Origin of the sequence: Clostridium lacusfryxellense, assembly GCF_018861735.1 — a bacterium.
GTDB lineage: Bacteria > Bacillota > Clostridia > Clostridiales > Clostridiaceae > Clostridium_AD > Clostridium_AD lacusfryxellense.
Map to the genome: position 1 here is coordinate 97,384 of NZ_JAHLEB010000009.1, position 23,358 is coordinate 120,741.

The following is a 23,358-nucleotide window of genomic DNA, read 5'->3' on the forward strand; positions in this document are numbered from 1 at the left end:
CTATGAAAAAAAAATTATTAATATATTTATTAAGTACAGTAATTTTTATATTCGTGGTAGTAACTGCATTAATTATATCTATTTTTAATTATGAATATCAACAGAATCTAAAGGATAAGCTACAAAAAAATAACATTATGATTATTAGCTTGTTGCAAAGCGACAATATAAAGGACATACATAAATTTTTCAATCAAAATTTGGCCGAATCAGAGCTTAGAGTTACATATGTAGATAAAAATGGTAAAGTTATTTATGATTCAACTTTGGATGGGGAAACTATGGATAATCATAATGGAAGGGTAGAAATAATAAAAGCGAGAAAAAGTGGAACTGGATTTACAACTAGATATAGTAACTCTACTCAAAAGCAAATGATGTATTATGCAACCACGTTTGGTAATGGTTCAATAATTAGAAGTTCAATGCCTCTTAAAATCGTGAATGGTCTAAGTAGTAAATATTTTAAAATTTACATATTAGCTATAATATTTTCTGCTATAATGTCTATTTGGTTTTCTCTCAAATTATCATATATTATAGTGAAACCTATAATTAATTTAACATTTATTACATCAAGAATTAGTAAGGGTGAATTCCATAGAAGAGTTAGGACATTTTCAGATGATGAAATAGGTGAGCTAGCTAGAAATTTTAATGAGATGGCTGACAAACTTGAGTTTACATTAAATGAGGTCACTGACAAACAAAATAGATTAGAAGCTATACTACAAAGTATGGACAGTGGTGTCATTGCTGTGGATAGAAAAAATCGAGTGATAATGATTAATCCATATGCTAAAAAAATCTTTGGCATTACTAAAGATATAATAGGCCTAAATCTTATGGATAATATAAGAAACTTCGAATTAGAAAATATATTCCGTCAAAGCGATAATAATTATAAAGAAATTAAAATAGTTTGGCCAAAAGAGAGAGATTTAAGAATTAAAACCGCAGACATAATTAATAAAAGTGAACATATAGGTACAGTAGCCGTTGTTCAAGATATTTCAGAAGTAAAAAGATTGGAGAATATGAGAACACAATTTGTTGCTAATGTTTCACATGAACTAAAAACGCCTCTAACATCTATTAAGGGGTTTGCAGAAACTCTAAAGTATGTTGATGATGCCGCTACAAGGGATAAGTTTTTAAATATAATTAATGAAGAAGCTGAAAGATTAACTAGATTAATAACTGATATCCTAACGCTATCACATATAGAACAACAAAAGAAAGTTAAAAAGCAAATAATAAATGTTAATGTTATTGTAGAAGATGTCTATACCTTAATGAAAAACACAGCAGATTTAAAAGGGATTCACTTATCAACGGAGCAGCAACATGTAGGTACTTTAGTAGGTGATACTGATAGATTTAAACAAATGTTAATAAACCTAGTAGATAATGCAATAAACTACTCAGAACCAGGAAATAGTGTCATAATTGGAACACTGAGTGAAGGCAACAAATGCATTTTATGGGTCAAGGACACCGGAGTTGGAATATCCAAGCAGCAAATTCCACGTATTTTTGAAAGGTTCTACAGATTGGATAAGGCCCGTTCTAGATCAAAAGGTGGCACGGGGCTAGGACTTGCAATTGTTAAGCATATAGTACTTGAGTTCAATGGAAAAATCCATGTGGAAAGTCAATTGGGAATAGGTAGTAATTTTACAGTTATAATTCCATATGCTAATTAAATTACTGGAATTAGGTAACATGAAAGTCCTGGGAGAATATTAAAAGGAGGGTGATCTATATGGCAAGAAAAGTATTTGAAGCTAACATCCAAGAACTTCATAACGATTTAATTAGAATGGGAAGTATTGTAGAAAAACAAATTAGTGACTGCATTGACGCCTTAGTCACTCAAAACACAAAAAAAGCTGAAAATATTATTATTAATGATGATATAGTTGACATTATGGAACGAGAAATAGAAAATAAAGCTATAAAATTAATTGCTATGCAACAACCTTTAGCAATCGATTTAAGAAATATTTTTACCACTACAAAAATAGTAACGGATCTTGAAAGAATGGCGGATCATGCAGTTGATGTTGCCAAAATAACATTAAGGTTAAAAAATGAAAAGTATATTAAACAGCTCATAAATATACCTATAATGGGAAAAATAGTAGTTAGAATGATAAAAGATGCTCTAGATGCATATGTTGCAGGAGATGTTGAAACTGCATATGCAGTTTGTAAACGTGATGATGAAGTAGACAAAATCTACAAGGAAGTATTTAAAGAACTTTTAGATTTAATGATTGAGAATCAAAATACAATAAATCAAGCTACCCAATTATTGTTCATATGCAAATGGCTAGAGAGAATTGCTGATCATACAACAAACATATGTGAATGGACAATTTATTTAGTTACTGGAGAAAAAACTAATTTAAACGAATAGAATTTAGATAAACTACAAAAACTACAATTAAAATAATAGAAGTATGAGTATGCATGCATTTATACAAAATATTGTAGTGGAGTAGTGATTATGAATAAAAAAAATTTGAAAATTCTTCTAATGCTTTTTTGTATTAGCATTGTGCTGCTAAGTACAGGGTGTAGTAAAAATACAAAAGATAAAGCAAAACAATCTAAAAGTATTAAAATTATTTGTGAAGATACAGTCTTGCCAATGGTAAGTGATTTAGCGCATGATTATAATTTGAATAATGACACAACGGTTACTGTAGAATCAACTCAGAGGGAAAACGCTTTCGATGCGTTAAGTAGTTCTAATGTAGATTTATTAATTGGTTATGTTATTAAGGATAACAAGGACATGAAATCTGAAATGTTAGCTTACGATGGAATAGGTATTATAGTTAATAATAGCAATAAAGTATCAGACATCGGAAATCAAGAACTTAAAAAAATATATACCGGTAGCATATTAAACTGGGAGACATTAAATGGAGAATCCAAAACTATAATACCCGTAGCATTTAAAGATATTTCAAATTCAGTAGAACAAGAATTTGAGACAAAAATAAAGGATACTCCTATAAAAGAACAAATGAGCAAAGATACTCAATATGTATCAAGCGTTGAAGAGATGAAAAATTTTGTTACTCAAAACAAGAATGCTATAGGTTTTATACCTGGACAGTGGTATAATAAAGAAAGTAAGTTCTTAAAATTAGGTGGTGTTGAAATTACAACATCTAATTTAAATAATCAACTTTATTCACTAAGATTTCCAATAAAAATAGTTTATACTGAGGAAAAACAAGATAAATTAAAAGATATTTTTCAGTATTTTAAAAGTGAAGATGGTAAGAAGATTATAAGAAAATATTGCATAGAAGCATTTTAGTACCTCCTTCTTGGGAGGTATTTTTATTCTGTAATAAATCACATGACTAATTTAAATTGCTTACTATTAACTGTGTAAAAACCGCAAAATAGGTCATATATTCTTTTTTTTCTTCTTTTAGAGCGTATTGCGTTGACTTAGGTATCTAATTAATGTAATATATTTAATGGAATACTATAATTTATACTCTAGACTGATTTATTTTTGTAAATTATAGAGTTTTATGTTTAAATGTCGAATTTAATCTTAATATAATAATCCTAATTCCTCATAAAACCTTTTAGATAAAAGGGTATGGTTGAGCAGGAGGTAAAAATGAAAAACCAAATAGCTAAAATACTTCCAGGAAGTATTGCAGAAGAAATTGAGTTAGAAGTAGGAGATAGATTAATTAGTATAAACGGTAACGAAGTAATAGACATTATAGATTATAAATTTTTAATTACAGAAGAACTTCTTACCATAGAAATCGAAAAAAAAGATGGAGAGATTTATGAGATTGAATTTGATAAAGATTATGATGAAGATTTAGGAATTCAATTTGTTGATGCCATTTTGGATAAGCCAAAAAGCTGCCATAATAAATGTATATTCTGTTTTATTGATCAATTACCTGATGGTATGAGAGAAACTTTATATTTTAAAGATGATGATTCAAGATTATCGTTTTTTCAAGGTAATTTTGTAACCTTAACAAATATGAAGGATGAGGATATTGATAGGATTATTAAGTATAAAATAAGCCCTATTAATGTATCAGTTCATACTACTGATGTTGAGCTAAGAAAAATAATGTTGAACAATAAATTTGCTGGGAATGTATATGATAGACTACAAAAGCTAGCTAAGGCAGATATTAAAATTAATTGCCAGGTGGTTTCTTGTCCAGGTATTAATAATGGATCTGAGCTTATTAAAACAATAGAGGATTTATATAAACTTTATCCTAGTGTTGAAAATGTAGCAGTTGTTCCAATCGGAATAACAAAATACAGGGAAGGTTTGTTTAATTTGACATTGTATGATAAAAAAACTGCAGCAGAGGAAATAGAAAGTGTTAAAGAGTTACAAGAAAAATATATAAGTGAAATAGACTCACCGTTTATTAGATTGTCTGATGAATTCTATGTTATAGCAGATATTGATGTTCCTGGTGAGAAGTTTTATGATGGTTATTCTCAGTTAGAAGATGGAATTGGGATGATAAGATTACTTAGAAGTGTTATTAATAAAGATATAGTAGAACTAAAGCATAACATTAAAGGAAGTTTTACATTTATAACAGGTCATTCAGCTTATGCAGAAATATTAAAAGTAGCGCAAATAATCATAACATGTAATAATAAAATTAATATTGATGTAAAAAAAATAACAAACAATTTTTTTGGCGAAACTATAACTGTAGCAGGTCTTTTAACAGGAACTGATATAATTAAACAACTAACAGATGAAAAGCTAGGAGAGTATTTAATTATACCTAGTAATATGATCAAAGGCGGATATGAATCTGGAAATAATGAGCAGCAAATACTTTTGGATAATATTACAGTTAATGATCTAGAAAAAAGTTTAAAAAGAAAAATTTTAATATGTGATTATTCTGGAGAAGATTTAATCCATATAATAAACCAAAATAGTCAGGAGGAATAATAATGGCAAAACCAATAGTTGCAATAGTTGGAAGACCTAATGTAGGTAAATCTACATTATTTAATAAGTTAGCAGGACACAGAATATCAATAGTTGAGGATACACCAGGTGTAACAAGAGATAGGGTGTATGCTGATGCAGATTGGCTTAGACATAATTTTACTATAATTGATACAGGTGGTATCGAAGTTGAAAGTCAAGATATTATATTAGCTCAAATGAGAAGACAGGCACAAATAGCTATAGAAACAGCAGATGTTATAATATTTATTGTAGATGGTAAGCAAGGACTTACAGGTTCAGATTATGAAGTTGCACAAATGTTAAGGCAGAGCAAAAAAGCTATTGTACTAGTAGTAAATAAAATAGATCATCTTGAATTAGAAGCTAATGCGTTTGAGTTCTATAATTTAGGTATTGGTACACCTATAGCTATTTCCGCAACACAAGCCCTTGGACTTGGAGATATGTTAGATGAAGTAGTAGCACATTTTGATAGTGTTTACTCAAATACAGAAGATGCAGAATATATTCAAGTTGCGGTAGTTGGTAAACCAAATGTTGGTAAATCATCACTTATAAACAGGTTGCTTGGAGAAGAAAGAAATATAGTAACTGATATAGCAGGTACTACAAGAGATGCAATAGATAGTAAACTAGAAACTGAGGAAGGCAAATTTATTCTTATAGATACTGCAGGAATAAGAAGAAAAAGTAAAGTAGAAGAGGGAATTGAAAGATATAGTGTTATTAGATCCCTTGCAGCTGTTGAAAGAGCCGATGTAGTTATACTTATTCTTACTGCTACCGAAGAGTTAAGTGATCAAGATGAGAAAATTATAGGATATGCTCATGAAATGAAAAAAGCTATTTTAGTTATAGTAAATAAATGGGATCTTATTGAGAAAGATACAAAAACTATGCTTGAGTTTAAACAGAGAATACAAGGTGGCTTAAACTTCATGGCATATGCTCCTTATTTATTTATATCTGCGAAAACAGGTCAAAGAGTACATAAGGTGTTGTCAACAGTAAAAGAATGTTATGAAAATTATTCTAAAAGAATTTCTACAGGCATACTTAATGAAGTTGTAAATAAGGCTGTCCTTATGAACGAGCCTCCAACTGTTGCAAATAAGAGACTTAAAATATTCTATGTTACTCAAGTAGACTCTAAACCACCAACATTTGTATTCTTTGTAAATAATCCTAATTTACTTCATTTTTCTTATCAAAGATATTTAGAAAATCAATTAAGAAATAGCTTTGAGTTTATAGGAACAGGTATAAAACTTATATTTAGAGAAAGGAAGGAATAGAATGTCAAAAGTTGCTTTTTTAGGTGGTGGTAGTTTTGGCACTGCATTATCAATAATGCTTGCCAAAAAAGGAATAAGTGTTAATATATGGGACAGAAAACTTAGTGTTATTAATGATATTAACATTAAGAGAGAAAATATTAAATATTTACCTAGCATTACCGTACCAGCAGGAGTAACAGCATTTACAGCCATTGAGAATGCAACAAAGGATTGCGATATAATTGTCTTAGCAGTGCCATCCCATGCGATAAGGGACTTGTGTAAGATGATATCGCCTCATTTAAAGCAAAATCAAATTCTGGTTAGTATTGCTAAAGGAATTGAAGAACATTCATCAAAAAGAATCTCAGAGGTTATGGAAGAAGAGAATCCAAATAATCCTATAGTAATACTCTCAGGGCCTAGTCATGCAGAAGAAGTGGCTTTAGATATCCCTACTACAGTAGTTGTTACATCAAAAAGAATGGAGTACGCAAAAATTGTTCAAGATGTTTTTATGACTACTAAATTCAGAGTTTATACTAATGAAGATATTATTGGAGTAGAGATAGGCGGAGCAGTTAAAAACATTATTGCATTAGCTGCAGGTGTCTCCGATGGTATAGGGTATGGTGACAATTCAAAGGCTGCACTTATGACAAGAGGAATGAGTGAAATCATAAAAATAGGTACTAAACTTGGTGGAAAAGCTGAAACATTCTATGGATTAACGGGTATGGGTGATCTTATAGTAACATGTACTAGTATGCACAGCAGGAATAGAAGAGCAGGGATTATGATTGGTAAAGGTATTCCAATGAAGCAGGCTTGCGAAGACATAGGAATGGTAGTTGAAGGAATTAAAGCTACAAGAGCTTTTTATGAGCTAAAAGAAAAGCTGCATATTTCTATGCCAATTACAGATGTATTATACAAAGTACTATTTGAGAATAAAGATCCTAAATACGGAGTACATGAATTAATGTCAAGGAATAAAAAGGACGAAGTTTAACGTTATTCTAAAAACATGATTATCATAAATTTATTAATAAAAAACCAATTATTTGTTATTCATTAACAAATAATTGGTTTTTTTTATATTTTTTTAAACTGTAGTAATAATTTACTGATTTCATAAGTATATTTATATTGATAATAATAAGTATTGGGAGGGTATATCTTGAACAATTTTGATATATATAAAGATATAGCAGAGAGAACACAAGGGGATATTTATGTAGGTGTTGTTGGTCCAGTAAGGACAGGAAAATCGACATTTATAAAAAGATTTATGGAGCTTATGGTAATTCCAAACATAGACAATCCTCATAAAAAAGAAAGAGCAAAAGACGAACTTCCTCAAAGTGGTTCAGGTAAATCAATTCATACAACTGAACCTAAATTCGTACCCAACGAAGCAGTTGAGATTGAGTTTGAGGGTGGAACTAAATTTAAAGTTAGAATGGTAGATTGCGTCGGATATATTGTTAAAGGTGCAATAGGATATGCTGAAGGTGAATCACCTAAAATGGTAAATACACCTTGGTATGACCATGAGATTCCATTTGAAGAAGCCGCTGAGATTGGCACAAAAAAAGTAATAAATGAACATTCAACTATTGGTCTTTTGATTACTACTGATGGTTCTATTACTGGAATTGAAAGAAATGAATATTTAGAAGCTGAAGGAAGGGTAGTTGATGAACTTAAATCCATCAATAAACCATTTATAATGGTGCTTAATTCTAAAAATGCAGCAGCTCCTGAAACTGCAGTTTTAGCTAAAGAATTAGAAGAAAAATATGATGTTCCAGTTCAGATTATGGACGTTATAAACATGAATGAGGAGGATATATCCAATATATTCCAAAGAGTTCTTAAAGAATTTCCAGTTAAAGAAATTAACATAGATATGCCAGAATGGATTGAAAACTTAAGTTCTAAGCACTGGGTAAAAATAAGCTTTATGAAATTCTTAAAAGATATGTGCAAGGATATTTTTAAAGTCAGGGATATTAATAAATCTCTATTAAGTTTTAAAGATGTTGATTTTTTAGATTCAGCAAAACTTGATGAAATGAATATGGGTGAAGGTACTGCTAGAGTTAATATAACTCCAAAACACGAATTGTTTTACAAAATACTAGGTGAAACTTGTAATTGTGAAATAAAAGGTGAAAATGATTTATTAACATTAATGGGTGAGTTTTCAAGAGCTAAGGTAGAATATGATAAAATTGCAGAAGCCTTAAAGGATGTTAAAGAAAAAGGTTATGGACTTGTAGCACCACAGCTTTCAGAAATGACTTTGGAAGAACCTGAGATTGTACAACATGGTGGTAGATATGGTGTTAAACTAAAAGCTTCAGCACCTTCTCTTCATTTTATTAAAGCAGATATACAGACAGAGATATCACCTATTATGGGTACAGAAAAGCAAAGTGAAGATTTCTATAAATCAATTTTGGATCAGTTTGAGAACGACAAATCTCAAATTTGGCAGAGTAATATGTTTGGCAAATCCTTAGAAGTATTAGTTAAAGAAGGCCTTCAAAACAAATTATTTAAAATGCCTGACGATGTTCAGGTAAAAATACAAAAAACTTTGCAACGAATTATAAATGAGGGCAATGGCAGTTTAATTTGTATTATATTATAGAATTTTAATGTCATAAAACCAAGTATTATCTTATTTTAAGCTACTTATAAAAAGTCTGCAACCTTAGGGTGCAGACTTTTTATATTATAATAGGCTAATAAACACATAAAGTGTAGTATATTATATATAGATATAAAACCTAAAACAAATACATTAATTTTTTATGTAATATGGAGGCAGGAAAATGTTAAACAATGAAGTTAAAAATAGTCTATTAAGAGAAGGTATTCATCCGGATGCAGTGAAATCGTTAGATGAAAAGGGTATGTGTATATTCGATATAAATAGCACAAGAGATGTATGCTTTGAACTAATTGATGGTGGAACTAAATTCAGTTGTGAACAGAGCACTTTAGATAATAGTTTGTATTTCATAAGAATTTTAGATTGATCCCTCAATTTGTAATAGTAGTTTTTGTGTAGGGGTTCTATTCCCTGCAAATCCTACTAGATTTCCTCTTTTGCCAATTACTCTATGACATGGAATAATTATAGGTAATTGATTACATCTATTAGCTTGACCTACTGCACGTGCAGCTTTAGGATTTCCTATATATTCTGCAATTTGAACATAACACCTTGTTTCACCGTATGGTATATCTTGAAGAGCATTCCATACCATTTTTCTAAAATCTGTACCTTGTATAGACAAATGCAGATCGAATTTTCTTCTTTTTCCTTTAAAATATTCATCAAGCTGAGATATGACTTCCTTGCACAATATTTCATCTTTGGGTATAGGGTCATTTTTAACTTTATATTCTATCCAATCTTTTTCAAAAATCTCGACTTTTCTTACACCCATTCCATCGACAACTACATGGATAAGTCCAATAGGCGAATTATAAGCATCATAACCAATTTTCATGTATTGCCTCCTATGTTATAGCATGATTTCTATAAATAAAAGATACCACAAGATTTATATCCTGTCTATGCTAAATCAGCTTACGTTTATAATGGTTAGTTCCATAAAATAACTCTTTAATTTTTATTAGAATCATGATAAAATAAGAACAAACGTTTGCGAGGAGAGCTAAATGGATGTAATGAGAAAACTTGAAATATTATCAAATTCAGCAAAATACGATGCTTCTTGTTCTTCCAGTGGTTCTACTAGAAAGAACACGAAGGATGGCATAGGTAATGCAGCAACATCGGGTATTTGCCATTCATGGTCACAAGATGGTAGGTGTATTTCGCTTTTAAAAATTTTGTATACTAATAAGTGCATATATGATTGTAAATATTGTATTAATAGATCTAGTAATGAACTAGAGCGGACAAGCTTCACTCCGCAAGAAGTAGTCGACTTAACAATAAATTTTTATAGAAGAAACTATATTGAAGGTTTATTTTTAAGTTCAGGGGTAGAAAGAAATCCTGATTACACTATGGAGAATTTAGTTAAAATAATAAAGGATTTAAGACTGATTCATAAATTTAATGGATATATCCATGTGAAAGCCATTCCAGGTGCTGACCCTAGATTCATTTACGAGGCGGGACTTTATGCAGACAGAATGAGTGTAAATATCGAACTTCCATCGGAGAAAAGCTTAAAACTTCTAGCACCTCAAAAGAATAAAGCGGATATACTAAGACCTATGGGACTTATTAAACATAGTATCATAGAGTCCAATGAACATAAGAAAAAAGGGTTCAGGGTACCTAAATTTACCCCTGGTGGTCAAAGTACGCAGATAATGGTTGGAGCAACTAATGAGAGTGATTTAAGTGTAATTAGTCTAACCGAAGGACTTTACAATACTTTTGGGCTAAAGAGAGTTTATTATTCTGCTTATGTTCCAGTTATGGAGAATGCAAATCTACCTGCACTCTTTACAACTCCGCCACTTCTAAAAGAACATAGAATGTACCAAGCTGATTGGCTTTTAAGATATTATGGATTTAAGGCAAACGAATTACTAGATGAGATGAATCCAAATTTTGATATTGATTTAGATCCTAAAGCCTTTTGGGCATTAAATAATTTAGAGAAATTTCCAGTGGAAGTAAATAGCACGCCTTTTGAAATATTACTTAGAGTCCCTGGAATAGGAGTTACATCAGCTACAAGAATCATAAAATCTAGAAGACTTTGTAACCTTACTTATGACAATTTAAAAAAACTAGGTGTAGTCCTCAAGAGAGCTAGATTCTTTATAACTTGCAGTGGTAAGTTTTATGGGGATAAGGCAATGGATAGCTCAAAACTTAAAAATTACTTGTTAGATCATGAAAGTTTCGATAAACCACAACAAATAAGTTTGTTTAATTTAAGGAGTGATTTATTTGTTTAGATATATTTATGATGGTAGCTTCGATGGGTTTTTATGTGTTGTATATGATTGTTATTACAATAAAATTCCTGATAATATAGAGAGTATAGACAAGTATAACATTGATATGTTATATGAGGACATGAATATAGTAACTGATGTTATAAAATCAAGGAAGGTACATTATGCTATTATAGAAAAAATATCCAAGGATAGTTTGATCCTCATTTATCAGGCATTTTTATCAGAAGCTATTGGCATGGAATTTAAATTATACAAATATATACAGTTAGGATTCAAGCTTGGAAGTAAAATTGATAATTATCTAACAGATGAAGTTGTAAATGAAGTTCAGAAATATTCTAGAAAGGTGGGACTTGAAGCACACAGATTTTTGGGTTTGGTTAGATTTCAAGAATTTAATGGCATATTGTATGCAGCAATTGAGCCCACTCATAATATTCTAGAACTATTAGGAAATCACTTTAAAGCGAGACTAACAAATGAGAAATGGATAATCCATGATATAACCAGAAAAACAGGTATTTTATATGAAGATAATGAATGGATTCTTCAAGATCTAAAATTCGAAAAATTAGAAAGTCATGAGGAGGAAGAATTATTTTATCAAAATCTTTGGAAAGTTTTCCATAAAAGTGTTTCTATAAAAGAAAAAACTAATGAAAAATTACAAATGCAACATATGCCAAAGAAATATTGGAATAATTTAATTGAGATGAAATAGTGCATTAATACTAAGAGTTATAACATATCTAAAAGAACACTTTTTTTATATTTGAGTTATCCGTTTTAAAAATATCAATAATCGTGATATAATATAAAAGAAGATAATTAATAAGTTATTGTTAATTAAAGGAAGGAAAGATAAAATGAAGAGATCACTAGAATACGTAGAAGTAGAAACTCCTAGTATAAGTATTGAAAGAAAAAAACACATGATGGAAAAAATCTACAAAACATTAGAAGAATTAGGGGCTAAAAGTAAAGAAACAGCTAAAACTAGTAAAGAAATAAATAATGCTATTCCTAAAGCACCTATAGTTAAAGATATAGATACTGATAAGAAGGTCAAAAAAGTACAATTGAATACACCTTCATTCGTAGGTTCTCTCGCAGGGGTTATGTCTAAGGCTAAAATACTTGGAAAAGTATATAATGTAGAAAAACAAGAAACTACTTGGTACGTAAACGGACCTGTAAAAATGATTAATGATATAGATCCTAGGAACATGTAATATCTATAATTTTTCTTATTAATACAAGTACATAATAAATAAAAACTAAGTCTTATAATTTAAGACTTAGTTTTTTTTAGAAAAATTATTTATATATTCAATTGAGAATTTGATTTACATAAAGCTAAATCAAGTTTATTTAAAACAAATGCTACATCCTCTTCTGTAATAACAAGAGGCGGCTGGAATGCTAGCACATTTCTATCTAGCCCATTTTTACCTATAAATACTCCCTCATCTTTTAGAATCTCTAATATAGAGTCAGCCTCCTGCGCTCCAGGTTCACCATTTTCTTTTATTAGTTCAACGCCTATCATAAGTCCTATTCCTCTAACATCATAAATTATTGGGTATTTATCTTTAAGCTTAAGAAGACCTTCTTTTAATTTTATTCCAAGATTTTTGGCATTTGTGGTTAAATTATTTTTATCAATGTAGTCAAGTACAGCTACAGCAGTACTTGCCGCTACTGGATTACCACCTAAGGTAGATGCAGAAGCATTAGTGAATGATGCTGCAATTTTATTATTAGTACAAAAAGCTGATATAGGTACTCCATTTCCAAGTGCTTTTGCTACTGTCATTATATCTGGAATTATATCATAATGCTCTATAGCAAACATTTTTCCGGTTCTTGCAAAACCCGTTTGTACTTCATCTATAATAAGTAATATTCCATTTTTATTTAGCATAGCTTTTAATTTTTTAAAGTACCATAGAGGTGGAGTTATAATACCACCATTGCCTTGTAGCGGCTCTGCAATTAGTGCAGCTATATCTGATCCTTTAATATCTATTACTCTTTGCACCGCCTCTAAGGACTCGTTAGCCGCTACTTCAAGAGTTTTATCTTTGTTATAAGCATTTGGTACAAAGGTAACACAATCAGAAAGCTTTGGATCTGCCCTCCACATAGGTAGTCCTGTAACGCTCATTGTTAAATAAGTTCTACCATGTAAACTATTGCTTAATGAAATAAACCCATTTCTCCCAGTATAAATTCTTGCAAGTAAAAGGGCACCTTCATTAGCTTCTGAACCTGTGCAACAAAAAAAAGAATGGTTAATATCTCCAGGTAATACACCGGACAGTTTTTGTGCCAATTTAACTATAGGTTCAGTTAAATATATGGTACTAGTATGCTCAAGAGTTTTAAGTTGTGTTATTGTAGATTTTAGAATTTCAGGATTACAATGACCACAATTAACAACAGAAACTCCTGAAAAAAAGTCAAGATATTTGCGACCTTCTGAATCAAATAAATACTGCATTTCACCCTTTACAATCTGTGGTGGTTTTTTATAGAAATGCTGCGTACACGGATAAAGAAACTCTTTTTTCTTTTGAATAATATTTTCAGGACCTATATAATTAGACATTGTTAATCTCCCTTAATAGTTATTTGTTTTTATGTGTCTCATTAAATTGAAAAGCTCCGAGAGTAAATCCCCCAAAAACTGGTTTTAAATCTTGATATAATTCCACACATTTGCTTAAGTCAATAATAGCTTTTCTATAAGTACTTAAAATCTTTTGTAATTCATGGACATCATAATTACAAGCTTCAATTCTAAAATTATTTACACCAATATCATTAAGCTCTTTAAGAAAAGGCAAGTAACAAAGCTCTTTATAAAGCATCATATGATTTCTGCTATAGCTATCTCTCATTATTGGGTGTTCATTTCCCTTCTCATCAACTAAAACCAATACAGTATTATCCACAATAGAATTATTTTCATGAAATGTAGGTTTTAAAATTTTGGTATTCTCATATAAATCATGATCCATATACATTACAGTAGGTGACCCATGAACTATAATTTCTATAGGAATTGTAGTTTTAGAAATAACATCTATAGCATCTATCAGTGGTGTTTCTAGCGAAAGAGTTGCAACAGATAACCCTTGTTTTTTAAAGAAACTAGCAGCAATATGATTATAAATATTTAGTGAGTAATCGCCAATAAGCTCAAGTGGCAATGACTTATATTTATGAATTGCGCCTAAGTTTGTAACAACTAGTCCATCAAGTCCTAAGTTATTTTCAGAAAGCATATGACTATACTTTGAAAAATCTTCTTCTAACATCATCCTTGGAAAACATAAATATATTTTTGTGTCTTTTTTATTATTTGTTAACTTAAGTATTTCACTCTTGCTAAAAGGAATGTCTGGAGCATATACTTCTCCTGATAAATAAATTGAGTCAACGCCCTCTTCAAGTGAAACTTTAGCCTGAGAATATGAATTCACTTTTACACTTAACTTTGGTTTTTGAGCTTTGCACGATTTAACACGTAATATACCTTTGATTTCTTCTATTTTTTCTTTAGTAATTTCGATTTCATCTATAGGTTTACTGAAAATTTTACCAGTTCCTTCACTCCGTGTGTTTATGTTTGAGAGACCTGGTTTTCCAAATGCTCTAGAAGTTGATAAGTCTCTAATGCGAGTTTCAAAAATACTTTTTGCATCTTTTCTTCTATCATAACAAATCGGATCATCTATATACCTATTTATAGCGTCACTGTAATAATTAATCATAGTAACTAGGTAATCAGAATCTCTCATTCTTCCTTCTATTTTAAAGGACATAATACCTGCTTCAATCATTTCAGGAAGATGTTCATACATATACATATCTTTAACAGCCATAGGATACTTACTTGGATATACTAACCCATCTTTTTTCATTGTAAAATTCCAACGACAAGGCTTCATGCAAAGTCCTCTATTACTACTTTTCCCGAAAATAATTCCGCTGTACAAACATTGAGCCCCATGAGCAATACACATATCTCCGTGAGTAAAATATTCTAGTTGCATATCTGTTTGTTTATGAATATTTTTTATGGTAGCTAAATCAATGTCCCTAGATGTAACAACTCTAGTAACTCCACATTCCTTAAGAGCAATAATAGTTTCTAAATTGTGGACATTCATCATTACAGATGAATGAATTGAAAGGTTTAAATTTAAACTTTTAATAAGCTCTAAGATGCTAAAATCTTGAATAATTAAGGCGTCAGGTTGAACTCTATTTAAAAACCTTAAATATTCCTGTGCATCTTCTAAATCTTCTTTATTTAGAAGATTATTTACTGTTACATAAACCTTTTTATTTAAAGAATGAGCAATAGAAATAGCTTCTTCTATTTCATCATTTGAAAAGTTATAATCTTTTCTAAGCATACGCATGTTAAGTTTTTTTCCGCCTAGATACACAGCATCAGCGCCACTATGAATGACCTTTTTAAAAATTTCAAAAGTCCCAACAGGGGCTAGCAATTCTATTTCGTTTTCATTAAAAAATCTAGTCATATCAAACATCCTTCCTTGCATTTACGTTAAATCACTATAAGTTATATATTATAATATTAATAATCTAAATTTAAAATAATTATTTAGAAAAACAAGTATTTTTACGCTTATATGTAAATAATAATTCTATAAAGATACGGAGGTGTAAAAATGGATTTAAATATTAATGTAATTAATGATTGGGACAAATGGAAAAAAACACTGTACACAGCAATTTCTATGGGTGAAACAGTAGGCTTATCTGGAGATACAATAGCAAAAATAGGCACAAAAATAGGTGATTTTTTATCTTCTAATATTGACCCAGAAAACAGAGAGCAACGTCTTTTAAAAGAACTATTCGAAGCTTGCAGCAATGAGCAAAAGGAAACTTTAACAAAAATCATTATAAAATTGGTAGAAAAAGACCATTAACCAATTACGCTATTGATATAAACCATTTCAATAAGAAATGCTAACATCAATAGCTAATGTGGAATCATTTAACAAATGATTCATTTGACACATCCTCTAATTTATAATTACTACTACTTAGTTTTTTTGCTTTAAGCCAAGTTATAACTTGCTTAAGTTCTTTGTTAGGGGGCATAGTAGCCTTTGAATAATTTGGAAGCGTTAAATTTCCTTTTACAGTGTCTGGAAAACCAGCTTCTTTTATTACAAAATCAATGTATCTTTCTGGTTTTTCTTCATTTAAATATTTGGCAGCTTTATTATAAGCGTTGTATAGTAATTTTATTTCATTAGGCTTCGAGTCTATAACATTCTTTGTAAAGATCATTACACCTGGATTTATACCGAGTTTGTCAGAACTACTTAGAACCTTACCTCCGGAAGAAATTGCAGTACTTGCAAGCGGTTCTGGTAATGTAGCCATGTCAAGTTTCCCATTGTTTAGCATCTCAAGCCTTGTCGGTATCTTTGGAATGGCAATTTTTTTAGTTGAGTTTACATCTATACCAGCACTTTCTATAATTCTGTCTGTTAAATATTCAATAATAGTATTTTTGGAAATCCCTATAGATTTCCCACTAGATTGTTCAATTTTAGAAATATTAGAATTTTTTCCTGAGATTAACTTAAAGCTGCCTTCTGTTTTAGATGTTATTTTAACTTCAAACTTATTATCGTTAAAAAACACTACTGATAGCATGTCAGATATGGCACCATCAATCTTTCCGGTTTGAAGCGCTGAATCCCTGTCTGAAGCACTTTTGAAATGCTCTATTTTAACATCTAGTCCCTCTTGTTTAAAATACTCATTGTGAGAGGCTACAATAAATGGGAGTGAATCTACATCAGGCATTACACCAATAGTTAAAGTTTTTAATCCCTTTGCACTTGACTCTGTATTTGTTTTAGTAGAACAACCTACAATACTAATACTCATTGTTAATACCAATATTATAGCTAATAATTTTTTTCTCATAATCTTCCTCCAATACTTATAAATTTAAGAAGTTGTAAAATTGATTTTGATAAAATAATAAAGTCTTAAAATCATTAAAATGACTAAAAAAAATGTAAATAACGCAGATATTGTAACACTATGCTAAGTTCATGTAAATAGATACCATTTAATTAGTTCTATTTATGTATGAACTAAATTAACAAAATAGACAATTAATGACCAAATCAAATCTTTATTTGCACAGGTAATTTTATTGTGATAAAATTTTAACTAAGAAGATAAAAAGATATTTTGATAATTAAAAAAAGTAAGATTAAATGTAATACTATTTTAATTTATAAAATGAATTATAATAATTTTTAATTAAGGGAGACAAAGTATGAGTGAGAAGAAAAGAATAGCAATACTGGGCGGAGGGTATGGTGGTGTCTTAACTGCAAAGAAACTTGCTAAAAAATTCAAAAAAGATGACAATATTGAAATTACTCTTATTGACAAACATCCATACCATACATTACTTACGGAACTTCATGAAGTTGCAGCAGGAAGGGTTTCAGAAGATTCAATAAGAATAGATCTTAAAAAAATATTTGCGAAAAGAAAAGTTGATGTTGTACTTGACGAAATTACTGAATTAGATTTCAAAAATAACGTATTAATATCTAAGAACAGTAGATATGAATACGATTATTTAATTATTGGTGCTGGATCTAAGCCAACTTATTTTGGCATAAAAGGCGCTGAGGAATACTGCCATAAATTATGGTCTTATGAAGACGCTGTAAATTTAAAAGAACATATTCTTCAGATGTTCAGAAAAGCTGTTAAAGAGCCAAACAAAGAAGAAAGACAAAAATTGTTAACATTTATTGTTGTTGGTGGTGGTTTCACAGGTGTTGAAATGATGGGTGAATTAGGTGAGTGGAAAGAAAGATTATGTAAGGAATTTTGTATAGAAGAAAAAGAAGTAACTCTATATTTAGCAGATGACCTACCTAAAATATTACCTACTTTTCCGGACAAGTTAATCTCAAAAGCTAAAAAAAGGCTTAATAAATTAGGTGTTAAGGTACTTACTAATGCTGGCGTTACAGAAGTTACAAAAGATTGTGCTACATTAAGGAATAATGGTACAGTTAATACTTACACAGTAATTTGGACAGCTGGGGTTGAAGGTTCAGATATTGTCGGTACTATGGATATAGCTCAAAAGGGTAGAAAAAGAATAGTAACTGACGATAAATTACAATCTTTAGATTACAAAAATGTTTATATTGTTGGTGATAATATCTTCTTTATCCCTGAGGGTGAAGAAAGGCCTGTACCTCAGATGGTAGAAAATGCAGAAGCATCTGCTGAATTAATTGCACATAATGTTCATAGTGATATAACTGGAACTGAAAAGAAATCCTATAAACCATCATTTCATGGTGCAATGGTATGTATAGGTGGTAAGTATGGATTAGCAAGCATCGGAGCTGGTAAAAAGTTCTATAGTTTATCGGGATTCTTTGCATTATTCGTTAAACACTTTATAAATGTTGTATACTTCTTTCAGGTTGCTGGATTCAATAAATGTTGGTCATATCTAATGCATGAATTTTTCCATGTTAAAGATAATAGAAGTCTTGTTGGTGGATATTTCTCTAAGTCATCTCCTAACTTTTGGCTTGTGCCCCTAAGAATGTTTGTAGGATACAAGTGGTTATCGGAAGGTCTTGAAAAATTACCACAAATACTAGCTGATCCCTCAAAAATATTTTTAATACCAGCTCCAGTAGTTGATGGTGCAACCGCAGCAACTGCTTCAGCAGATACAGCAAAGACTGCAGTTGAAGCAGTGGTTGCATTGCCAGTGCCTGGTTTTATAGAAAAAATTGTTAAATGGTCTATGGATGCTTTCTTTTATACTGGGGATGGTGGATATACAACTTTAGCTGCAATTTTTCAAACATGTATGGTAATTGCAGAAATATGCGTAGGATTAATGCTAATAGTAGGATTATTCTCAGCATTAGCTTCACTTATGTCAATTGCTATGGGGACAATGATTTGGACTTCAGGAATGGCTCCTACTGAGATGTTATGGTACTTAGTAGCTGGAATTGCACTTATAGGTGGATCTGGCAGTACATTTGGTTTGGATTATTATGTACTACCTATTTTGAAAAAATATTGGAAGCGAATAGGTTTTGTTAAAAAATCATATTTATATATCGACTAATTTAAATAAGCTAATATGTTAAGATAATATATATAGTTTTAAACAATAATTAAAATTTATTATAAATCGAATGTCCTTTTAATTATTTTTAAAAGGACATTCGATTTTGTAGTGGAATACTTATAATAAGTAATTATTATTTTAATATCAAAGGCAACTTATAAAAATAATTGGACATAGGTGATAATATGAGTATATTTTGGGGAAAGTACCCTGATATTGTAATAGAATTAGATAATATCAAAAAAATAATTAAAGAAAATGTTAAGTCTAGTGAAAAGGAGTTTGATGAAGCTATATCTCCTTTAGTTAATGCTGGTGGAAAGATGTTAAGACCTGCATTTTTACTATTAGCTGCGAAATTTGGAGAGTATGACCCTAAGAAGATGCAAAATCTAGCAGCGGCAATTGAGATGATGCATATGGCCACACTAGTTCATGACGATGTTATTGATGAATCTAAACTTAGACGCGGTGTTGAAACTGTGCAACATAAATACAGTAAAGAGTATGCAGTTTATATAGGTGATTTTTTATTTTGCCAATCTTTTATAATGGTATCTGGATTTGGTTATTCTACTGAAATTTTAAGAGATATTTCAAAAGCAATATCTAAAATTTGCATGGGCGAAATAAGGCAATATAACATTAGATACATGCGAAATACTAGCCTTAAAAAGTATATAAAAATTATATCTGGCAAAACAGCTGCATTATTTGCTATTAGTTTTTATGCTGGAGCAAAGGAATCTAATTGTAATGAAAAAACTTCAAAACTGCTAGGACGAGTTGGTTATTATATTGGTATGGCTTTTCAAATAATAGATGATCTGCTTGATTATAGCGGCGATACTAATAAATTAGGAAAAAGCGCTCAAAGTGATTTGATAAAAGGCTATTATACATTACCACTAATATATGCAATGACTGAGGATGTAAATGACGAAATTTCTACTATTTTAGATAACTCAACATTAAATGATAGTGATATATCTAAAGTAATTATATTAGTTAATAAATATAATGGTATAGATAAAGCTAGGAACTTAGCAGATAAATATACAAAAAAAGCTTTCGAGTATATAGAAAGATTACCTAATTGCGAGAGCAAAGAAATAATTAAAGATGTATCTCGTAAATTATTAAATCGTAATTTCTAATTTATTCTAGAAATGGATGACGGTATAGCTTATAAGGATTTACATCCTTGTCGAGATACTATAGAAATGTCAAATAAAATTAAAGAAAAGGTTGATAAGAGGTGAAGTGAATATGGTATTAAAGAAACTTAAAAGTTATGGAGAGTTAGTTATGTTTTCACATACATTATTTTCTCTTCCGTTTGCTTTAATAGCTATGATTTGGGCAGCCGATGGTTTACCTTCCGCTAGCACAATATTTTGGATATTAATTGCTTTAATTGGAGCACGAAATGGGGCAAATGCTCTAAATAGAATTGTAGATAAAGATATTGATAAGAAAAATCCCAGAACAGCAAATAGACATTTGCCTAAAGGAACAGTAAATGATTATGAAGTATTCGTTATAGTCTTTATATGCTTTTCAATATTTATTTTTGCAGCATATAAATTAAATCCTCTCTGCCTAGCATTATCACCGCTGGCTCTTTTTCTATTTATAATATATTCGTATACTAAAAGATTTACATGGATATGCCATATTATTTTGGGGATTACCTGTGGTGGTGCGCCTGTAGGTGCATGGCTTGCAGTAACAGGAAAGTTTGCTATAGCACCAATAGTTCTAGGTGCTATAGTTACTTTGTGGGTTGCCGGTTTTGATATAATTTATGCAACTCAAGATATTGAGTTTGATAGGAGTGCTGGTTTGTTTTCAATACCTTCTAAATTCGGCTTAAATGGTGCTTTATACATATCTTCTGCATTTCATTTTATTATGATTTTTTTGCTGGTTAGCTTATATTTCATAATGAATAGCGGATATATATATTTAATTGGAATTTTTATAAGTGCTATTTTATTAGCATTAGAGCATTATATAGTTTCTCCAACTAACGAGAGAAGAATGAAAATAGCTTCTTATCATATAAATCAGATAGTAAGTGTTTTAATATTTGTTTTTACAGTATTAGATGTTTTTATATTATAGTTAAGAGGTGAGTCAATTGGGAAGATATATAGTAGGAATTACTGGAGCTAGCGGCAGTATATACGGTGTACGGCTTATAGAAGAATTAATAAAACAAGATAATGAAGTTTATTTAGTTATCACAAACAACGGGAAAAAAGTATTAGAGTATGAAGTTGAACTAAATTTTGAAGAATGGCTACAAACCATTAATAAAAGAAGTGAAATGCTTAAATTATGTGATATAGATGATATGTTTTCTTTAATAGCAAGTGGTTCTTTTAGGACCGATGCAATGGTGATTGCGCCTTGCTCAATGGGTACATTATCTAAAATAAAATGTGGAACTTCTGATAATTTACTAGTAAGGGCTGCCGATGTAATGATTAAAGAAAAAAGAAAACTAATCTTGATTCCAAGAGAGACCCCGCTTAGTTCAATTCATTTATCCAATATGCTTTTTTTAAGCAATTTGAATGTTATGATAATACCACCTATGCCGGCTCTATATCAAAAACCTAAAACAGTTGAAGATATTATTAATAATACTGTAGGTAGAATACTTGCTAGTTTAAATGTCCATAGTGACTTATATCATGAGTGGAGTGGAGGTAAATGATAAAAATAAATGACTTAAGCTTTTCTTATAAAAATTCTGGAAAACACATAAAAGTATTAGATAAAACATGTTTAACAGTTAAAAAAGGCGGTATATGTGCTATAATCGGTCCCTCAGGAGGAGGAAAATCGACATTACTTAAAGTTCTAGCGGGTATAATTGTGGACTATGAAGGTGAAGTTTTAATAGATGGTGTAAAAGTAAATCCCAAAGTACATAGGATTGGATTTATACCACAGAACTACGGACTAGTAAAATGGAAAACCGTCGAAGAGAACATATTTTTATCAACTAAGATTAAAGATGGAAAGAAAAAAATTGATATAGCATATTATGAAAAATTAGTAGACAAGCTAAAACTTAAAGACTTTGTTAAAAGATACCCAGGGCAGTTAAGTGGCGGTCAAATGCAAAGGGTATCCATTGCTAGGGCATTATTATTAAAGCCAGATTTACTTTTAATGGATGAGTCTTTTTCTTCACTAGATGCATTAACTAGAGAGGAAGTTCAAAAATTGTTTTTAGAAGTATGGCAGGAACATAAGGTTACTACAATAATCGTAACTCATGACATTAAAGAAGCAATATATTTAGCAAAGAACATTGCTATAATTTCATCATGTCCTGGAAAAGTACTTGAAGTTATAGATAATCCACTGTTTGGACATATAAATATAGAATTTGATTTAGAGTCTATAAATATGAATAAAAAACTTAGAAAGATTCTAAAAGGGGAAGTTTAGGAATGAGACTTAAAGAATATAAACTAGGTAACTTTGTTACGGCTTTTTTTATTATTTTTGCCATTTGGCAAATTGTTGCGATGATTATTAATAGGCCATTATTTCCACCACCATATGTTATAATAATAAATATATTTCAAACTTTTCATAGTCAAATAGCAATTCATGCCGTTTATAGTTTAATTAGAATTATAGTAGGTTTATTGTTCACTTTGTTAATAGGAGTACCTGTAGGTATTTTAATGGGATACTTTAAAAAAATTGATGTTATACTCTCACCAATTGTATATTTTAGTTATCCAGTTCCTAAAATTGCATTACTTCCTATTATAAGGGGTATGAAGAACATAGCTGTCACCAGAAGCAATACCTTATATTGGAAAACTATTGATCACTTCATCATAAGCCTCTTGAGCTTCAGCAATTGATAATTTCGAATATAT

22 protein-coding genes are annotated in these 23,358 nt (G+C 30.3%); 18 read left to right on the forward strand and 4 right to left on the reverse strand.

Annotation, left to right across the window (positions count from 1 at the left end):
* Positions 1-2: 2 nt before the first annotated feature.
* The 8 genes from pnpS (at position 3) to KPL55_RS07690 (ending at position 9,338) form a co-directional block, all read left to right on the forward strand.
* Entirely contained in the window at positions 3-1,706 is a 1,704-nt protein-coding gene (gene pnpS / locus KPL55_RS07655; protein ID WP_216306118.1) for a two-component system histidine kinase PnpS, read from the forward strand.
* A 59-nt stretch (positions 1,707-1,765) separates the two neighbouring features.
* Positions 1,766-2,422 carry a phosphate signaling complex protein PhoU gene (phoU, locus tag KPL55_RS07660; protein WP_216306119.1) on the forward strand — a complete coding sequence of 219 codons (657 nt, stop codon included), beginning with the start codon at positions 1,766-1,768 and terminating at the stop codon, positions 2,420-2,422.
* A gap of 90 nt (positions 2,423-2,512) precedes the next feature.
* The gene (locus KPL55_RS07665; protein ID WP_216306120.1) at positions 2,513-3,337 is read left to right on the forward strand and encodes a substrate-binding domain-containing protein; all 825 of its coding nucleotides are present in this window, start codon (positions 2,513-2,515) and stop codon (positions 3,335-3,337) included.
* A 315-nt stretch (positions 3,338-3,652) separates the two neighbouring features.
* Entirely contained in the window at positions 3,653-4,987 is a 1,335-nt protein-coding gene (locus KPL55_RS07670; RefSeq protein ID WP_216306121.1) for a DUF512 domain-containing protein, read from the forward strand.
* A gap of 2 nt (positions 4,988-4,989) precedes the next feature.
* Positions 4,990-6,306 (forward strand): ribosome biogenesis GTPase Der, encoded by a 1,317-nt coding sequence (der, locus tag KPL55_RS07675; protein ID WP_216306122.1) that lies wholly within the window; start codon positions 4,990-4,992, stop codon positions 6,304-6,306.
* 1 nt (position 6,307) lies between these two features.
* Positions 6,308-7,300: an NAD(P)H-dependent glycerol-3-phosphate dehydrogenase gene (locus KPL55_RS07680; protein WP_216306123.1), complete on the forward strand. Its 993-nt coding sequence runs from the start codon at positions 6,308-6,310 to the stop codon at positions 7,298-7,300.
* A gap of 168 nt (positions 7,301-7,468) precedes the next feature.
* Positions 7,469-8,947 (forward strand): stage IV sporulation protein A, encoded by a 1,479-nt coding sequence (spoIVA, locus tag KPL55_RS07685; RefSeq protein ID WP_216306124.1) that lies wholly within the window; start codon positions 7,469-7,471, stop codon positions 8,945-8,947.
* 184 nt (positions 8,948-9,131) lie between these two features.
* Positions 9,132-9,338 carry a hypothetical protein gene (locus KPL55_RS07690; protein WP_216306125.1) on the forward strand — a complete coding sequence of 69 codons (207 nt, stop codon included), beginning with the start codon at positions 9,132-9,134 and terminating at the stop codon, positions 9,336-9,338.
* Here KPL55_RS07690 and KPL55_RS07695 read toward each other — a convergent pair.
* Positions 9,330-9,815, reverse strand: a complete 486-nt coding sequence (locus KPL55_RS07695; RefSeq protein WP_216306126.1) for a methylated-DNA--[protein]-cysteine S-methyltransferase — start codon at positions 9,813-9,815, stop codon at positions 9,330-9,332. The two genes, KPL55_RS07690 and KPL55_RS07695, sit on opposite strands and share 9 nt — an antisense overlap.
* Before the next feature lie 172 nt (positions 9,816-9,987).
* Here KPL55_RS07695 and KPL55_RS07700 point away from each other — a divergent pair, with 172 nt between their 5' ends.
* The 3 genes from KPL55_RS07700 to KPL55_RS07710 all read left to right on the forward strand — a co-directional run bounded on the left by KPL55_RS07700 (position 9,988) and on the right by KPL55_RS07710 (position 12,485).
* Positions 9,988-11,250 (forward strand): putative DNA modification/repair radical SAM protein, encoded by a 1,263-nt coding sequence (locus KPL55_RS07700; RefSeq protein ID WP_216306127.1) that lies wholly within the window; start codon positions 9,988-9,990, stop codon positions 11,248-11,250.
* A complete protein-coding gene (locus KPL55_RS07705; RefSeq protein WP_216306128.1) occupies positions 11,243-11,974 on the forward strand; it encodes a TIGR03915 family putative DNA repair protein in 732 nt (243 codons plus the stop codon). The genes KPL55_RS07700 and KPL55_RS07705 overlap by 8 nt, the downstream gene beginning before the upstream one ends.
* Before the next feature lie 145 nt (positions 11,975-12,119).
* The gene (locus KPL55_RS07710; RefSeq protein ID WP_216306129.1) at positions 12,120-12,485 is read left to right on the forward strand and encodes a hypothetical protein; all 366 of its coding nucleotides are present in this window, start codon (positions 12,120-12,122) and stop codon (positions 12,483-12,485) included.
* 89 nt (positions 12,486-12,574) lie between these two features.
* Here the strand turns inward: KPL55_RS07710 and KPL55_RS07715 are convergent, their stop codons facing one another.
* Together KPL55_RS07715 and KPL55_RS07720 are read right to left on the reverse strand one after the other, a co-directional pair.
* A complete protein-coding gene (locus KPL55_RS07715; RefSeq protein ID WP_216306130.1) occupies positions 12,575-13,864 on the reverse strand; it encodes an aspartate aminotransferase family protein in 1,290 nt (429 codons plus the stop codon).
* A gap of 19 nt (positions 13,865-13,883) precedes the next feature.
* A complete protein-coding gene (locus tag KPL55_RS07720; protein WP_216306131.1) occupies positions 13,884-15,809 on the reverse strand; it encodes a peptidase U32 family protein in 1,926 nt (641 codons plus the stop codon).
* A gap of 150 nt (positions 15,810-15,959) precedes the next feature.
* Here KPL55_RS07720 and KPL55_RS07725 point away from each other — a divergent pair, with 150 nt between their 5' ends.
* A complete protein-coding gene (locus KPL55_RS07725) occupies positions 15,960-16,223 on the forward strand; it encodes a DUF3243 domain-containing protein (RefSeq protein ID WP_216306132.1) in 264 nt (87 codons plus the stop codon).
* A gap of 64 nt (positions 16,224-16,287) precedes the next feature.
* Here KPL55_RS07725 and KPL55_RS07730 read toward each other — a convergent pair whose 3' ends face one another.
* Positions 16,288-17,238 (reverse strand): ABC transporter substrate-binding protein, encoded by a 951-nt coding sequence (locus KPL55_RS07730; protein ID WP_216306133.1) that lies wholly within the window; start codon positions 17,236-17,238, stop codon positions 16,288-16,290.
* Positions 17,239-17,599: 361 nt separating this feature from the next.
* Here KPL55_RS07730 and KPL55_RS07735 point away from each other — a divergent pair, with 361 nt between their 5' ends.
* From KPL55_RS07735 to KPL55_RS07760, 6 genes are all read left to right on the forward strand, one after another.
* Positions 17,600-19,444: an NAD(P)/FAD-dependent oxidoreductase gene (locus tag KPL55_RS07735; protein WP_216306134.1), complete on the forward strand. Its 1,845-nt coding sequence runs from the start codon at positions 17,600-17,602 to the stop codon at positions 19,442-19,444.
* Between the two features lie 188 nt (positions 19,445-19,632).
* Complete coding sequence (locus tag KPL55_RS07740; protein WP_216306135.1) at positions 19,633-20,604, forward strand: polyprenyl synthetase family protein; 972 nt, start codon at positions 19,633-19,635, stop codon at positions 20,602-20,604.
* Positions 20,605-20,716: 112 nt separating this feature from the next.
* On the forward strand, positions 20,717-21,574 hold the full coding sequence (locus tag KPL55_RS07745) for a UbiA-like polyprenyltransferase (protein ID WP_216306136.1): 858 nt from the start codon (positions 20,717-20,719) through the stop codon (positions 21,572-21,574).
* A gap of 16 nt (positions 21,575-21,590) precedes the next feature.
* Positions 21,591-22,172, forward strand: coding sequence for a UbiX family flavin prenyltransferase (locus KPL55_RS07750; protein WP_216306137.1), 582 nt, complete (start codon positions 21,591-21,593; stop codon positions 22,170-22,172).
* Entirely contained in the window at positions 22,169-22,915 is a 747-nt protein-coding gene (locus KPL55_RS07755; RefSeq protein WP_216306138.1) for an ATP-binding cassette domain-containing protein, read from the forward strand. Before KPL55_RS07750 ends, KPL55_RS07755 begins: the two co-directional genes overlap by 4 nt.
* A 2-nt stretch (positions 22,916-22,917) precedes the next feature.
* A complete protein-coding gene (locus tag KPL55_RS07760) occupies positions 22,918-23,343 on the forward strand; it encodes an ABC transporter permease (protein WP_216306139.1) in 426 nt (141 codons plus the stop codon).
* The last annotated feature ends 15 nt before the right edge of the window (positions 23,344-23,358 follow it).